General features: G+C 40.9%; 13 protein-coding genes. 4 read left to right on the forward strand and 9 right to left on the reverse strand.

Features of this window, described 5'->3' with window-relative positions:
* Nucleotides 1-6 precede the first annotated feature (6 nt).
* Together RH40_RS11585 and RH40_RS11590 are read left to right on the forward strand one after the other, a co-directional pair.
* Nucleotides 7-690, forward strand: coding sequence for an HI_1241 family integral membrane domain (locus RH40_RS11585; protein WP_039954629.1), 684 nt, complete (start codon nucleotides 7-9; stop codon nucleotides 688-690).
* Nucleotides 691-768: 78 nt separating this feature from the next.
* Nucleotides 769-963 carry a DUF4250 domain-containing protein gene (locus tag RH40_RS11590; RefSeq protein ID WP_009601700.1) on the forward strand — a complete coding sequence of 65 codons (195 nt, stop codon included), beginning with the start codon at nucleotides 769-771 and terminating at the stop codon, nucleotides 961-963.
* A gap of 5 nt (nucleotides 964-968) precedes the next feature.
* Here the strand turns inward: RH40_RS11590 and RH40_RS11595 are convergent, their stop codons facing one another.
* Nucleotides 969-1880, reverse strand: a complete 912-nt coding sequence (locus RH40_RS11595) for a LysR substrate-binding domain-containing protein (RefSeq protein WP_009601701.1) — start codon at nucleotides 1878-1880, stop codon at nucleotides 969-971.
* A gap of 279 nt (nucleotides 1881-2159) precedes the next feature.
* On the opposite strand from RH40_RS11595, the gene RH40_RS11600 reads away from it, so the two are divergent.
* Nucleotides 2160-2903: a GlcG/HbpS family heme-binding protein gene (locus RH40_RS11600; protein ID WP_009601702.1), complete on the forward strand. Its 744-nt coding sequence runs from the start codon at nucleotides 2160-2162 to the stop codon at nucleotides 2901-2903.
* A gap of 66 nt (nucleotides 2904-2969) precedes the next feature.
* Here RH40_RS11600 and RH40_RS11605 read toward each other — a convergent pair whose 3' ends face one another.
* The 8 genes from RH40_RS11605 to RH40_RS11645 form a co-directional block, all read right to left on the reverse strand.
* Nucleotides 2970-3569: a thiol:disulfide interchange protein DsbA/DsbL gene (locus RH40_RS11605; RefSeq protein WP_009601703.1), complete on the reverse strand. Its 600-nt coding sequence runs from the start codon at nucleotides 3567-3569 to the stop codon at nucleotides 2970-2972.
* A gap of 529 nt (nucleotides 3570-4098) precedes the next feature.
* Nucleotides 4099-4473, reverse strand: coding sequence for a nuclear transport factor 2 family protein (locus tag RH40_RS11615; protein ID WP_039954660.1), 375 nt, complete (start codon nucleotides 4471-4473; stop codon nucleotides 4099-4101).
* A 1-nt stretch (nucleotide 4474) separates the two neighbouring features.
* On the reverse strand, nucleotides 4475-5002 hold the full coding sequence (locus RH40_RS11620; RefSeq protein ID WP_009601705.1) for a lipocalin family protein: 528 nt from the start codon (nucleotides 5000-5002) through the stop codon (nucleotides 4475-4477).
* Between the two features lie 351 nt (nucleotides 5003-5353).
* On the reverse strand, nucleotides 5354-6334 hold the full coding sequence (trhO, locus tag RH40_RS11625) for an oxygen-dependent tRNA uridine(34) hydroxylase TrhO (RefSeq protein WP_009601706.1): 981 nt from the start codon (nucleotides 6332-6334) through the stop codon (nucleotides 5354-5356).
* A gap of 229 nt (nucleotides 6335-6563) precedes the next feature.
* On the reverse strand, nucleotides 6564-6878 hold the full coding sequence (locus RH40_RS20080) for a hypothetical protein (RefSeq protein WP_009601707.1): 315 nt from the start codon (nucleotides 6876-6878) through the stop codon (nucleotides 6564-6566).
* Between the two features lie 274 nt (nucleotides 6879-7152).
* Nucleotides 7153-9957, reverse strand: coding sequence for an Hsp70 family protein (locus tag RH40_RS11635; protein ID WP_009601708.1), 2805 nt, complete (start codon nucleotides 9955-9957; stop codon nucleotides 7153-7155).
* A 186-nt stretch (nucleotides 9958-10143) separates the two neighbouring features.
* Complete coding sequence (locus tag RH40_RS11640) at nucleotides 10144-12045, reverse strand: Hsp70 family protein (RefSeq protein ID WP_009601709.1); 1902 nt, start codon at nucleotides 12043-12045, stop codon at nucleotides 10144-10146.
* The gene (locus RH40_RS11645; RefSeq protein WP_009601710.1) at nucleotides 12045-12665 is read right to left on the reverse strand and encodes a DUF2760 domain-containing protein; all 621 of its coding nucleotides are present in this window, start codon (nucleotides 12663-12665) and stop codon (nucleotides 12045-12047) included. The genes RH40_RS11640 and RH40_RS11645 overlap by 1 nt, the downstream gene beginning before the upstream one ends.
* 309 nt (nucleotides 12666-12974) lie before the next feature.
* Between RH40_RS11645 and RH40_RS11650 the strand changes: the two genes are divergently transcribed.
* Nucleotides 12975-14504, forward strand: coding sequence for a sensor domain-containing diguanylate cyclase (locus RH40_RS11650; RefSeq protein ID WP_009601711.1), 1530 nt, complete (start codon nucleotides 12975-12977; stop codon nucleotides 14502-14504).
* The last annotated feature ends 75 nt before the right edge of the window (nucleotides 14505-14579 follow it).

A 14579-nucleotide genomic window follows, 5' to 3' on the forward strand; every position in this document is an offset into this window, starting at 1 on the left:
TTTGTTATGATCGAGCAATTTTTGGTATTACTCACAGCATCCTTGTTAGGCGCACAAATGACTATCTCACTTGTCTTAGTGAAAGGTGATATTTGTCCGGGGCAACGAGGCCGACTTCATAAAACGCTACCAGCGTTATGTGTTTTATGGTTAGCAATATGTTTGCTATATCCTTACGCTCTGATCATTCCCATTTTCTTGGGATACTTTTTTTCTCAGGTGCAAACGAAAAAGACAAGAGAGCAAGGCCCTCTGTGGCTTTTTCATCTAGCTAACTTATTCTCTTTTCTGATTTTGATGTTTCAGGTTTTTGGCAGCGGTGTTGCTGTAAATAAACCTGTGTTATTTGTGAGTCTATTCTTGCTTGGTGGCATACTTGGTCATTGTTTCTTGACTCAAGCAAAAACTCGATTGCAAGCTTTTCATCGTCTATTGCCAGTAGCTGGTGTCATTTCTGCAATCGCATTCAGTTTGGTTATTTTGTTTGAGATAAATAGTATCGCGTTTGAGCTTGATGATGAGACAGTAGTAAAGCAATTCCTAGTGAGCTTTTTACTGCTAATAGCTGGGGTATTAGTATGGTGCCTGCATTTAATGACCAGTAGAAAAGTCAGCCTAGCCCAACTCTTAGTCACAGGTGTAATGCTCAATCTAGCGGTGCTATTAAACCTCGACAACCTGACTTACTGATTATAAGATCTAACTCACTTGATGCTTCTCGATCTTGGCCTAGTCTATTACTAAGCAAAAAAAGAAAGGGTTGTAGCGATGGATCTTAGTAATGCCGAAGCTATAGATAGCTTCATTCTTTTGAGCATATTAAATGAGAAGTTAAGGATAGAATGTGACTCCCTTGAGGAGCTTATTCAAACTTACGAAATGGATGTCAGCCATGTTATCGACAAATTGAGCGTAGTGGGTTACCAGTATGACCCTTTGACAAATCAATTTAAGCCCAAATAAATATCTCACGGTAGACGAATTCCTTCTAAATGTTTGTCACAGCTATAACGAGCAATGTTGAAAAAAGCTTGTAGATCCTGTTTATCTTTGTCATCTAGTCTCGTTGCCGCATAGAGCCTACGTTGTAACCCCTTACCTAAAGGTGAGCTATGAATCAGTCCTTGACGAGCAAATTCATCGATAGCCCAGTTAGGTAAAGCTGCAACGCCAAGTCCAGCCGAAACCATCTGAATCAGCATCAGTGTATTATCCGCTTGTTTCCAGCGCAATGGTTCAACCTTCTGAGGTTGAAGGAAATGCTTTACAACATCTAACCTATTTTTTTGTACCGGGTATGTAAGCATTACCTGATCCTCTATATCTAGCGGTTGGATCGTTTGTTTTTTTGTTAACGGATGACTAATCGATGTAATTAGCCTGACCTCAAAGTCAAAAAGGGGCTCATAATGTATTTTACCTTTTGCTTGAATATCAGATGTGATGACTAGATCTAATTGGCCAGAAAGCAGAGCTGGAAGCGGGTCGAATCCAAAGCCCGATGAAAAATCAAGCGAGACACTAGGCCAGGCACTTTGAAATTCTTTGAGTGCAGGCATTAGCCACTGAAAACAAGAATGGCACTCTATTGCCATATGAAGCCTACCATGTACATCTTTTTTTAGACTTGCGACATCACTCTCCGCTTTATAAATCTTTGGCAGTATGTCGTCCGCGAGATCTAAAAATAATTTTCCTTCAGCAGTAAACCTTACTGGTCTTGTTTTACGCAGAAATAGTTGGCTTCCTATTCTTGCTTCAAGATCTTTAATTTGATGAGAAAGTGCAGATTGAGTGAGGTGAAGGGCAGTTGCAGTCGCAGTGAGAGAACCCGTTTCTCTTAACGTTGTGATTGTTTTTAGGTGTTTGACTTCAATCATTCTCTCAGCTCCCAGCATTGATATAAATCTTCATTGAATATCAATCTACCCTCTTTTTTCAGACATGTAAACATCTAGACGTCTATTTGTTGGTGATGTAGGGGAGTCGATATTTGAATACTCTCTCGGCTTATGAACTGACTCGTTCTGATCCTAGAGCCAATCTGATTTATTTTAGATTATTTCTCATATGTAATAGTGATTATCAATTTATACTATTTATCTTATATAAAGTAATTATTATTATGTGTTCGAACTATCAATAAGGAGTAATTAATCATGTTCAAACAAACACTCATCGCTATTTCAATCAGTGCATTCTCTACTTTCTCTTTCGCGAACACGTGTGATTTGTTGCCTAACCATCAGCAATTGACGTCTGCTCTTAAGAGCTCAGTAGCGACAACAAGTGATGAAAAGAATGGTGGTCTCGAGCTCAATATGTGGGGAACCTTGGTCGGCAGAGATGGTACAGTTTGTGCTGTGACCTATACAGGAGAAAACTATGGCGAACAGTGGCTAGGAAGTCGCGTTATATCGGCACAAAAGGCTAATACGGCTAATGCCTTCAGTTTACCTAATCTAGCATTGTCAACGGCTAACCTATGGACAGCGACCCAGCCGGGCGGTAGTCTTTTTGGACTTCAATTCAGCAACCCAGTTGATACAAGCGTTGCTTACAGTGGTAAAGCTAAATACTTTGGCCATAAAAATGACCCAATGATTGGTGAAAGAATTGGCGGTGTTAATGTCTTTGGTGGTGGTCTCGCTTTATACAATGCTAAGGGTGAAGTTGTTGGTGCTCTTGGTGTTAGTGGCGATACTTCATGTGCAGACCATAATATTGCATGGAAGACTCGTAAGGCGCTTAAACTAGACTATGTACCTGGTGGCGTTTCTGAAACGAAAGATGATAATATCATCTACTCAGAAGGTAATGGATTTGCTCATGTTAATTGTGGTAATGGCGAGGCTGAAATAGCAAAAGAGTTACCTAAATCTCATCCTATCTCTAAAAAGTAAAAAGTAAAAAGTAAAAAGTAAAAAGTAAAAAGTAAAAAGCCAGAGTATACTCTGGCTTTTAATTTTTTATAGTGTTAGTAAATAGTTTACCAAATCACTGTATTGCTCAGGGGTCTTTACTGACTCAGACTTTACAATATATTTGTTGTTAACTATGACTCCAGGTACCCCAGTCAGCGTACTGTTGTTGAATTGCTTATCAAACTTTCTTTGCATCGAATTAACAATAAAACTGTTGTACATTGCATCATATTTTTCGGCTTTTACCCCGTTATCGATAAAGATTTGACGAAGATCTTGTTCGGTCTTCGGTGGATTTCTTAGTTGGTGCAGTTGTTTGAACATAACCGGTACCATTTTATCTTCAATATCTAAAGCGACCATAGTTGCGTATGCTTTCGCCATTGGGACCGCCATGTTTCTCCCCATAAAAGCCACATGAACTTTTTCAAACTTAGCCGATTTCGGTAGCTTCGCTTTTAGCCCTTTTACAATCGATTCAAACTGAAAACAATGTGGGCAATAAAACGAAAAATATTCAGTAACAGTCTGTGATTTAGAATGTGGTGCCTTTAGTACTGTGTAATGTGTACCTTCTTCAAAATCAGCTGCCTGAATGTAAAACGAAAAAAACGCTAAAGCGATACATGAGATAAATTTTTTCATTAAAATATTCCTTTGTTTCTGTAAATCATAAATTTTGTTTGGATAAGATGACTTACTAGAACAAAATTGGAGGACGGAATAGCGTTTTAGATCGAGTTATGGCTTTGCCAATACTTTTGCGAGATAAAGACTGTGAGCTCTCCAAAAGAGCTGGAATCACGAGATTAGGGAGTGTATTTAGGACTTTGACCAAACAGGGCGAAGGGCAACAGTGCTGCTTTTTGACTTGACCTTGCGGAACAGAACCCTCGCAATGGATATGATGAAGGCTTTGAGTGAACGCCATTATATCGGAACTTTGAGTCACCTGTGAAGTTTGCCAACTGGCCTCATAGGCTAGCGCCGTGTGCATCCAAAAGAACGCAAGAGATAACAAAAATAGTTTAGTTACTTTATTGAACAAGGCGATGGCTCAAAGTTATTAATTAGCAAAGAGGATAACTTATCTCTATTTAAAAAAAAATAACCTAGATCCAATTTATACCCAAGTGACTTAAAGATGCGAAGTCTAGCACTTATTATATTGTCATCAAAAGAGTTCTACCCATTGAGAGCGCCAACTTGGCGCCGAGTAGTCTTCTGGCCAGTACTCAATTTGTTTTGATATAAGGCCGTCTGATACCGTATGAAAGCTGATAGCTCGGGCATTTTGTATACCATCGGTAATGGAAACATCGGTTACGACAATGTCTTCATCACACATAATAGAGTTAATATGGAATGACCAGCTCCCTTCGGTTGGGTAGTGTGTATTTAGCGCGGCGAAGTTTTCTCTACCACAAATGACTTCTGATGACTGTGGCCAAATACCACAAAAGTCAGGGCTTAACCATTGACTGGCGTGAACAAAATCGTTGGTGTTCATCGCTTGCCAAAAACTGGTCACGATTTCTTTTGGAGGCATTTTACTCATCGCTATATCCATGCTCTACGAGGATCAAGTCTTCAGCATTGAAGCCACGTTTGCTTGCTTCAGACTTAAAATGAGCTATCAAAGTCGAATCAACGTTCGGGGTTCTCGCTAACAGCCACAAGTAATCATTATCTGGTCCAGAGATAAACGCATATTGATAATCTTTTTTGTCCAATTCAAATACAACATAAGAGCCATAGAAAGGCCCAAAGAATGATACCTTTAGGTAGGCTTCATCATTGGAACCTACAAAATAAGCCTTGCCCTCAGCTTCTTTCCATTGTTGCTTTTCTGCAGAGTATCCGCGATTGATTACTTTTATCCCACCATCTTTTCGTGGTGAGTATGTTGCAGTAACTTGAGAGAGGCCTTTTTCGAAAGAGTGGTCTAGTCTTGCAATTTCGTACCACCTACCGAGGTATCTATCTACTTCAAACTCATCAACGGGCTCGACATTTTCTGGCATACCAAGGCATCCATTGAGGATGAACATACAAAAACTGATAAATATCTTTTTCATTTTAAGTTCCTCTTCCACGATAAATGGTTGCAGTAAGGATAGGTCGGTGCTTTCTATATGTCTTGAATAGGAAAAGAAAGCGTGGAAAAAGTATCTAAAACGATAGTATTAATTTTTTTGTGGGGGTTCAAGCGGTTGTTTTATCGAATAGAGAAACATAATCGAGATAGGTGACTCCCAAGCTTAGGAGTCACTCATATTTCCAAGTGACATCAAGATATAGGGATCAGAGCCTAAAATTCACGAAAAATGATATAACTGCATATTAGATAATTTCTGAATTTTTCTACGATGAAATTAGCTTTTTGTGGCGCCAAAAGGGCTCTTTCCCAAACCTAGTACCTTTAGGTTCTACTTGTTTTTACGCTGTTGCTCTTTGCGTGCTAACTTCTCTTGGCGTCGTTGTGCGATAACTCGGTCTGCCTCTCCGCCTACGTGAGTCTCTCCGCGTTCATCTGCAAGTTGTACTTGTTTTTCTCTTTCGCGGAAGCGAGCTTTTTGTTCGTTAGTGTGTTTATTGGCACATTTAGGGCAACTCACTCCTTTTTCGAACAGTTCAGATTCCATATCTTGTTGAGTTATAGGTAGACGACATGCGTTGCACATATCATAACTACTTTTCTCTAGCTGGTGATTGACAGCGACTCTTCCATCAAAGACGTAGCAATCACCTTGCCAAAGACTATTTTCTTCCGGCACTTCCTCGAGGTATTTGAGAATTCCGCCTTCAAGGTGGTAAACTTCGTCAAAACCTTGTTCTTTCATATAAGCAGTAGATTTTTCGCATCTAATGCCCCCGGTACAAAACATTGCCACTTTTTTATGTTTTTCTGGGTCCATATTTTGGGCGACATATTCGGGGAAGTCCCGAAATGTCTCGGTCTTAGGGTTTACAGCATTCTTGAATGTACCGATTTCAACTTCATAATCGTTTCGAGTATCGACAACGAAAACTTCTGGATCAGAAATAAGTTCGTTCCAATCTTGTGGTTTGACGTAGGTACCAACAACGTGTCTAGGATCAATGCCTTCTACGCCAAGAGTCACAATTTCTTTTTTGAGTTTAACTTTACTTCTGTTGAAGGGCTGATTGGAATCGTAAGATTCTTTGTAGACGATATCAGCAAGTCGTGGATCGGTTTTAAACCAAGCGAGTAATGCATCGATACCTGCTCTTTTTGCAGCAACAGTGCCATTTACACCTTCATTTGCAAGTAATAATGTACCGCGAATTTGATGCTCATCCATCAAACGAGTGAGTGGAGAACGAAGGTCGGTGTAATCGTCCAAGCGCACAAACTTGTACAGTGCGCATACAACATAATCTTTCATTTTTTATCCTAAGTTAGCGGGCTGAATCGTAAATTCAGAGCTGTACGTATTGACGGCGGGATTATACATAAACTGGGCTAATTTAAACACAAATTTTGAAGGGGTTATCAATAATTTTACCTAGCTGACGATGGTGAGGTTTTGTCGTCAAGATTGTTGGATGATTTAATTACGGCTGAGTCAGTTAAAGTGGAGCAGTAAGGCGATTCGGTCTTGCCATCACCTTAGCTCAAAAGGTAAATTTTGAAATAGATTTTGGTGTACCAATATCGTTCTTGGGTAAAGAAAGTTTGTGAGAGCAAAACTTAGCTATCTTTGATTCAAAATAGAATTCGACTTTGTCTGAATTCATAAAAGTGAGGCAATATGACGTTATAGAAGATTTTAGTACGCCATTGACTTCGAAGTCTTCTTTTAGCTCCTTAAAAGATTGAATTTGATGGTTGTGCATTCCGTCATTATAGAAAACGATATTGGTATTGAAGTCGGTAGACTTTAATAGGTCGAGCCCAATATGTAGGGAGTCAGAATTGATAATAATCATATAGCAGTCTTATTTATTGTAATTATTGATTTTTAAGTGTAACTTTTTATGTTTCAAAGTTGACAATTGTCGATAATATAAACCTGTATATTTTATAAATCAATCAATTGTTATTGGTTTTGGTGATAGAAATAAAGTGCCCTCACCAAGAATGAGGGCACTTTATTTGCTCATCGAATCTTGGAGTCAAGTCGACGACCGGTGGGTTAATTTTTCCGATTTCCATATCTTGTATTTATGGCGGCAATTCTTTATTGCATAGGGTTCGTAAACCCTAGTCATTAATAATAATTAGGCCACTCGGTAGAGTGTCTCCATAAGCTCTCCGAGTTTCATTTTCAGTCAGTTCACTAACCTCTGCCACCAGCTCTATCCATTGCAGTGGACTCTTACTCGCCTTGAGTTTTTCTATGACTTTAGTTCTAGTTACCTCGGTTATATCTAGTAGTCTGTCTCCAGTTTTACGGCACATCATGACGCATGCAAAACCTATGATAGGTTGATCTAGCCAATCTTGCTCTAGGAGCTTTGGCAGCCATTGCTCCACTTGCTCTTTGGCGATGACTCGATTTCGCTTACCGTCGAGAGGGACCCTTGATGCTAGTCGTCCGATTGCCCACCAATGTGCTTGTGAGTACAACGTGGTATTGATCGCCTTACCTAAAAACCAACTGGACAGTAGAGTTTTATCTTCTGTTTCGAGTTGTTCCAAAGATGCAGCTAATCTAACCATTGATTCATAGCCCATATCATGAGATTGCTTTTTAACCTGAGGATTTTTCGTCGCGCCAGGATGGAGATACTTCGCTATATCTGCGAGGATTACTTCTTGTTGTTCTTGATTTAGGCCCCCAGATACTCTGCGCCAGAAAGTCCACCAATCTGTCCAACTTTGATGACTTTTAAATTGAATACCTTGAGGGTAGAGCGCCCACATTTGCTGAATTCGCCATGGATCCGTTTCGTCCCCAAACCCAGGCCTTAGCGTATAACCTGCTAAGCGAAGCCAAGATTTTTCATGCTGCTCTGAACGTCTTCGCCTTTTCTTTCCTAAGGAAAGACTGTCAAATAATGAGCGGAGTACAGCAAAATCCCAACCTTCTCTCTCTCCTAGGCTTTTTTCCAACGAACGGCTCAGCGTTTTTATTTCTTGAGATGAGGCACTCTTTTTATTGCCGCTGTACACTCTGGAGATAAGCTCTTTGCTTTGTTCGAGCTTAGGGTGTAACTTTAATCCATGGTTGTTGATTCGGCCTTTGCTACGGATCTCGAACTCTAGTTGCCAACTTTTCTGCTTGTTGTTGACATCAGTACACAATAGTTTGAGTGTACCTAATTCGGTGAGTTTGCAAGATAGTTGTACCTCCACCCTCTCTTTCTGATTGGCTTTAAGAACAGCGTCGCTACCTTCCAAGCTCAATATATAGGGAGGTAGAGGAGTCAGGCTCTCTGGGTCGACATCAATGAGCATTCCATTTTGAATCTTTTGACCTTCAAATTTTTTATCTGAGGTTGTCGAGAGAATGTTAAACCTCACTGGTTCGCCTATTGTCAGTGAAAAGCGCCGGCTGGAAAGGCGAATTTGCTGGTTTTCTTTTGTACCTTTGGCCAGAATACAAACAGCTTTACCTAAATCACTTTTATCACCCAAGTGCAGAAAATAAGAGCGAGCCGCACCACCACCGATTTTGATATTCGCTCCTCGGCGGGACTTAGCAAACGCCACAGCTCCTAGAGCAACGGCATTGTTTGGATCTGGGTTATTTAAAAGGGTAATAGGGAAGGGGCTCCAGCTATTGAGAAGTTCTAAAGTACGTTGCTGTATCAAAGGACTGTTAAATACGCCACCATTGATTAAAACTCCGGCCCGAATCTGTTCTCTTGCCCCTTCATTCAATTGTTTAAGTTTTGTAAAGTACTCTTGGTTATCTAGAAACTCTGCTAAGTGCCGACTGATTGCTGCATCACTAGCATAAGGTAAACCGAACTCTACCACAGCACCACGTTTTTTATGTGGGAACTCTTCTGGGGATGATAAAGGGAAAAAGCCCTCAAGAACAATTTGTTGTACTTCCTCTCGGCTGAACTTGACGCTTTTAGTTCCGCCAACTAATTTTGATCCGCTGCCTAACATTGTTACTTGCGCAGACTCTTTTGCATCCACTTGTAGTAAGCTTTCTTTAGCCTCACGAGTCTGTTGAATTAACTTGCTCATACTTGCAGCGTTGAGCTTTTCAGACTTATTGAGTCTTTGTTCAGATAACATGGCCAAGGTCAGGTCGATGTTATCTCCTCCGAGCATCAGATGTTCTCCGACACCAATTCGGTTTAGATAGAGTTCGTCCTCGATATGCTGCGCTTCTACAAGACTAAGATCTGTAGTGCCCCCACCAATGTCACAAACTAAAACGAGCGGTATGTTTTGAAGCTGTTCTTTTGCCGTATGCTGGTGCCTAAAATACCAGTCGTAGCATACCGCCTGAGGTTCCTCCAATAACAATAGGTTATCTAAGCCAGCAAGCTTTGCCGCTTCGATAGTTAGCTTTCTTGCAGATTCATCAAAAGAAGCAGGGACAGTAACGACTAACTCTTGATCTTCAAGCTTTTGGCTTGGATGGTAATAGTTCCAAGCTTGCCTTATGTGATTGAGATAACTGGCGCTAGCGACAACTGGTGATACTTTATCTACGTCTTGGTTGCTGTTCCATGGAAGTATCTCTGCATGTCGATCAACCTTATTATGCGACAACCAGCTTTTTGCGCTAGAAACGTGCCTTCCTTCGGTTTGAGTGCTGAGAGTTTTCGCCCATTCTCCAATAATTACCTGTGGAATGTCCCCGGAAAGTACCTTGTCTCCCCAAGGCAAAGTGAGATCACCAGAGGTAACTTGCTTCTCAGCAGGGTGGTAGCGAAAAGAGGGTAAGACGGGTCTTCGAGCTACCTCTCCGGGACCGACCAACTGATCGATCTCAAAAATGGATATCGGTGAATCTAAAAGATTGCCGCTGAGTGGACAAAAAGCGACGACGGTATTAGTTGTGCCGAGGTCGATACCCACTAAATAATGAGGAGATGTCATATCGATACTGTGTCTTCATTTTCCATTGATTGAGTGAACGTACCCAAATTAATTAATGCCTATTTGTGTAAAGGGTTCACAAATTGCTGCGAAAATCATCTTGATAGGTTAACAGATCCTAGAGTTGGTATTTCGTTGAGTCTGATATAGGAAACGCGGCGCCTTTTGACACCGCGAGTGTTCATTTTATCTCTCAGTTTCTTTTTGTTTTCTTACGTCGAACTCGACATGCCATTTTTGTTGGCTGTCTAGCGCAATAGCCTCAAGCTGGAGTGTGCCTAGTTCAGTCACTTTGGAAGATAATGTGACGGGTACAACATCCCCTATTTTTCGACCATCTGAAATAGGTAGAGTGACCTCAATCTCCGGCAACTCTTCCAACTCGTCGGACTGCCAGTGCTCAAGGTGCGTACCTGCAAGATCATCACGACGTGTCTTTGAACCGTAAAATTGAAACGAGACAGGCTGGCCAATAATAAGACCAAACTCTCGATTTGTGACCTCAGCTTGTGTTCCTTCTTCCATTCCAAAAGGAGCAACACATAGCGCTTCTAGAGGGGGCGTGATTCCGGGAATTGCGGGCATAGAGCTCTCTATGCCGACATAATAGCTCGAAGCAAGGCCACCACGTATACGTACGCCTTTCCCACGTCTGACTGAACCGTAGTAGGCAGCTCCGCAAGCAACAGAGAGGTCGAGGTCAACACCATCTAAGCATGTCGCTGATGGACTTTTAGCGTCTGATAACCAGATATTAATGGTCTTTTCTAGTCTATCGGCAAGTAATTCAGATTTTAAAACCCCACCGTTAAACAAGAGCACAGAGGGCTTAATAAAATCGACTTTTTCCTCTGCTCCCATTCCGGGTATGTTTGCAAATGGATTGAATCCCTCATCTTTATTGGCAGAATCGCTAGTTGCATTAGCTTGTTTTGTTAAAAAAGCAGCAATATGACGGGTAATTGCGGGGTCTTGAGCGTAAGGTAGTCCCATTTGAGTAAGGGCTCCTCTACTACGTTGGGTAGGCTGCTCTGAAATTTCAACCTGTGGGAAAAAGCCATCTATGAGGGTTTGTTGAACTTCTTCCTGTGTCAGTTCTGTTTTGAGCGTTGAGCCCAGTAGCTTTGAGCCTCGGCTGGGTACCACAATAGGAACCGAACCAATGCTAGTGTCATTCAATAAGGTTTCTTTCGCATCACGACAAGCGTGAGTAATCGCTTGAATTTGCCAGTTTTGAAGCTCTGTGCCTTGTTGGGAAAGTTTGAGCTTTAAGCGATAAGCTAAAGCGAGGTCCATATTATCGCCACCAAGGAGAATATGTTCACCAACAGCAATTCGGTTTAGTGTTAAGTTTCCATCTTGTTCTTCGACTTCAACTAACGATAAATCCGTGGTGCCTCCTCCAATATCGACAACGAGAACAATATCACCGACGGAAACCTTATCTCGCCAGCTATCATTACTCTTGTCTATCCAGTGGTAGAGCGCAGCTTGAGGTTCTTCCAGCAGGGTTAAGTTTTTAAAACCAACATTATTCGCAGCTTCAGCCGTCAAATCTCTAGCGGCAGGGTCAAATGATGCGGGCACGGTTATGGTCACATCCTGATTTTGTAACAGGTTTTCGGGATGGAGGTGATTCCACGCAAATTTTAGGTGTTCTAGATATAGCTCAGTTGCTCTAAGAGGTGAAATCTTCTCAATATCATCTGGACTCCCGGCTGGCAAGAATTGTTCTCTTCTATTAACGCCAGCATGACACAGCCAAGATTTTGCACTGGAGACCAGTCTAAGCGGAGTCTTCGCTCCTAGATTTCTTGCTATAGCACCAACAAGAGCAGTTGGTTCTGAAGTCCATGGTAAAACGCGAGAAGAAGGATTCATTTCGTGTTCGTGTGGCTGATATAGAAACGAGCCCAACTGAGTTCTATTCTCAACAGTGCCAGGTGATGTTAATTGTGGAACCAACATTACCTGTGCTTGTGCTCCTTCTTGGGTTAGATCGGTGTAAGATAGAACACAGTGAGTTGTACCCAGATCGATCCCGACACTGAAAGATGTTTCTGTGCTTTGGCTAGTAGAATCTATCATTATAATTCAACCTCTGCAGGAGCCAGAATATTTGCATCGAAGTTTTCGCTGAGCTTGGGTAAAGATATGGAATCTACTCTCCAACCTTTGTGTATTAGAGTGCCACTAAACGGCGCTTCTCCTGAAATATTTCCAGTTAACCTAATTTCTTGTGGGTTAAACCCGTTTTCTATTGTTATTTGGGTTTCTTCATTCTCATCGCGAATGGGTTTCAGGGATAGATAGTCTGATAGTACTTTTCTTCCACCATTATGAATGACTCGTGCAGCAGCGCCGACTTCTTCATCGGAAAATCCAGTAATGTCCTCACTGAGAAAATCAATTAAGCGAGATTCTTGCTGAATAATGGAGAGTAATTGTAAAGCCGAATCTGTATCTGCTGTTTTCAGTTTTGATTCAACTTCAACCACTTTCTCGACAACTTTTTCCACCTCGACAATTCTTTCTACTTCGACAATTGTTTCAACGGGCTTTTCTACCTCGACCAACTTTTCTACAGTTTTTTCGACGATTTTGGCTTTTCGAAAAACTGTGACTAGAAGAAGTAATATACTGGAAGCCACCAGACCTGCATGGAGCATATCAAATGTCTGAGGAACCATTTGTAAATCGAATGTCATGACAATTCTCTTTCTTGGTGAAATGGCAGATAAGTACCTGCGCATTCTCATTAACTGTTGAAGTTTTATTTTTCAAATGAGCGAAGATAATATCATATTGAACGCTCTTCACCGCTAAAAAACAGAGATTATCGAGCTTAAAAAAAACAACTGATTTTTTTTTAAACAAAAATGGCCCCAAAAGGTGCTGATCACCACGAAAAATGAATCGATTTATAGGTGATATTGATTATTTCTTTGTGAGTCTCTTTACATATAGATATCATAAGTGTGTTTTTTCCCGATGTGGTGTTGAAATTTAGCAGTAATATGCGAAATATATTCAAAATACAGCGAGCTTATCCACTTGCGACTCTCATCTTTCTAATGTTGGTCACCACTTATACAGCCTACTTTTACTATCAATCACAATATCAGTATTCAATATCATTAGTCGGTAAACTTGCTGAACAGCAAGCAGAGAATTTACAGCGAGTAGTAGAGAGTGATTTACATTTTATTGGGGCAGGAGCTAACTTCTTCCATTCAACTCAGCCAGAAGATTGGATTCGTTTCCCTATCTTTGCTGAGCAAATAGTTTCGTCATCTGACACCTTGATCGCACTACAGTGGATGCCACGAATTGAAAAAAGTAATTTACCTCAGCACATAGCAAAAGTGCGTAAAACATTCCCTTTTTACAACATTTTCACCGTACCAAAAGATGGTGCTAAAACATTGGGATATATTTTAGAAAGTAGCAGTCCCATTTTTCCTGCCTCAGATGTTTACCCCAGAACTCCCTCCAATTTCAACGCACTTGGTTATTATTCCTCTAGGGAACGCTTTCAGTTAATAGTTGATGAAATTAGCCGTACAGGGATGCCGAGTGTGTCGGATAAGATAAGATTGCTGCAGGATGGTTTAGATAAAAGTATCGCAAAGACCGGCCTACTTGTTTATCACCCAGTGTTTAACGTCGAAGAACCTAAGCGGCTAATTGGTGTCGTTATCGGAGTAATAAGGTCGACTCGCTACTTTCAGTCTATTGTCTCAAGAACTGCCTCAGAGCATGAATTATTGGTGAGAGTAACTGATCAAGGCTTCGATGCGGAGGACGATCCGATTTTATACCAAAGTAAAGGTTGGCAGGATAATATTGGTATTGAGATATCAAAAATTGTGCATTTGCCTAATCGCAATTGGCGAATTGACTTTAGGCTGCAGAAGAGTCTTTCAAGCAATAATCATATGACGCTCTGGGGTATTTACCTAGCAGGAATTATTATTTCGGTTATGTCAAGCTACATAGTTTGGCTTATGATCAGAGACAAACAGCACCTAGAAGTCCTACTCTCGGAGAGAACAGAAGAACTTCAATTTTTAGTCGATCATGATGTGCTTACAGGAGTGTATAATCGCCGTGTTTTCACCCGCGTTTTAAGTGATATGATCATGCTGAATAAAAAATTTGCATTGATTGTTTTTGATATCGATAAATTCAAATCTATCAATGATAGGTATGGGCATATTGTTGGAGACGAAGTTTTAATTCACGTAGTGCAGGTTATACAAAAAGTTTTATTGAAAGACGATGTCTTGGTAAGGACCGGTGGTGACGAGTTTTGTATCATATCCTCCATCTCTTCATACCCTTTGCTGAAAAAACATCTTAGTCATGTTTGTCATCAAGTGGCGTCATCCAATTACAAATCTAAAAATAATATCATCCGTTGTACGCTGAGTATTGGTGCGACGATTCGGGATAACGAGAGTTTGGAAGATCTTATTCAGTCATCCGATGCACAGCTTTATCATAGTAAGAAGGCGGGGAGAAATTGTGTTTCAATTGCCCAATAACCCATCAGTTGGCAATACGATAGTCGAGTTTTTTTTTAATCTCAGGTAGAATTTTACTCGAATAGAGAACGTTAC

The organism is Vibrio caribbeanicus ATCC BAA-2122 (genome assembly GCF_000165125.1).
Taxonomy (GTDB): domain Bacteria; phylum Pseudomonadota; class Gammaproteobacteria; order Enterobacterales; family Vibrionaceae; genus Vibrio; species Vibrio caribbeanicus.

Bases quoted from the DNA above. Each gene is read 5' to 3' on its own strand.
- RH40_RS11585 (WP_039954629.1), top strand. From the start codon at position 7: ATGATCGAGCAATTTTTGGTATTACTCACAGCATCCTTGTTAGGCGCA.
- RH40_RS11590 (WP_009601700.1), top strand. From the start codon at position 769: ATGGATCTTAGTAATGCCGAAGCTATAGATAGCTTCATTCTTTTGAGC.
- RH40_RS11595 (WP_009601701.1), bottom strand. From the start codon at position 1,880: ATGATTGAAGTCAAACACCTAAAAACAATCACAACGTTAAGAGAAACG.
- RH40_RS11600 (WP_009601702.1), top strand. From the start codon at position 2,160: ATGTTCAAACAAACACTCATCGCTATTTCAATCAGTGCATTCTCTACT.
- RH40_RS11605 (WP_009601703.1), bottom strand. From the start codon at position 3,569: ATGAAAAAATTTATCTCATGTATCGCTTTAGCGTTTTTTTCGTTTTAC.
- RH40_RS11615 (WP_039954660.1), bottom strand. From the start codon at position 4,473: ATGCCTCCAAAAGAAATCGTGACCAGTTTTTGGCAAGCGATGAACACC.
- RH40_RS11620 (WP_009601705.1), bottom strand. From the start codon at position 5,002: ATGAAAAAGATATTTATCAGTTTTTGTATGTTCATCCTCAATGGATGC.
- trhO (WP_009601706.1), bottom strand. From the start codon at position 6,334: ATGAAAGATTATGTTGTATGCGCACTGTACAAGTTTGTGCGCTTGGAC.
- RH40_RS20080 (WP_009601707.1), bottom strand. From the start codon at position 6,878: ATGATTATTATCAATTCTGACTCCCTACATATTGGGCTCGACCTATTA.
- RH40_RS11635 (WP_009601708.1), bottom strand. From the start codon at position 9,957: ATGACATCTCCTCATTATTTAGTGGGTATCGACCTCGGCACAACTAAT.
- RH40_RS11640 (WP_009601709.1), bottom strand. From the start codon at position 12,045: ATGATAGATTCTACTAGCCAAAGCACAGAAACATCTTTCAGTGTCGGG.
- RH40_RS11645 (WP_009601710.1), bottom strand. From the start codon at position 12,665: ATGACATTCGATTTACAAATGGTTCCTCAGACATTTGATATGCTCCAT.
- RH40_RS11650 (WP_009601711.1), top strand. From the start codon at position 12,975: ATGCGAAATATATTCAAAATACAGCGAGCTTATCCACTTGCGACTCTC.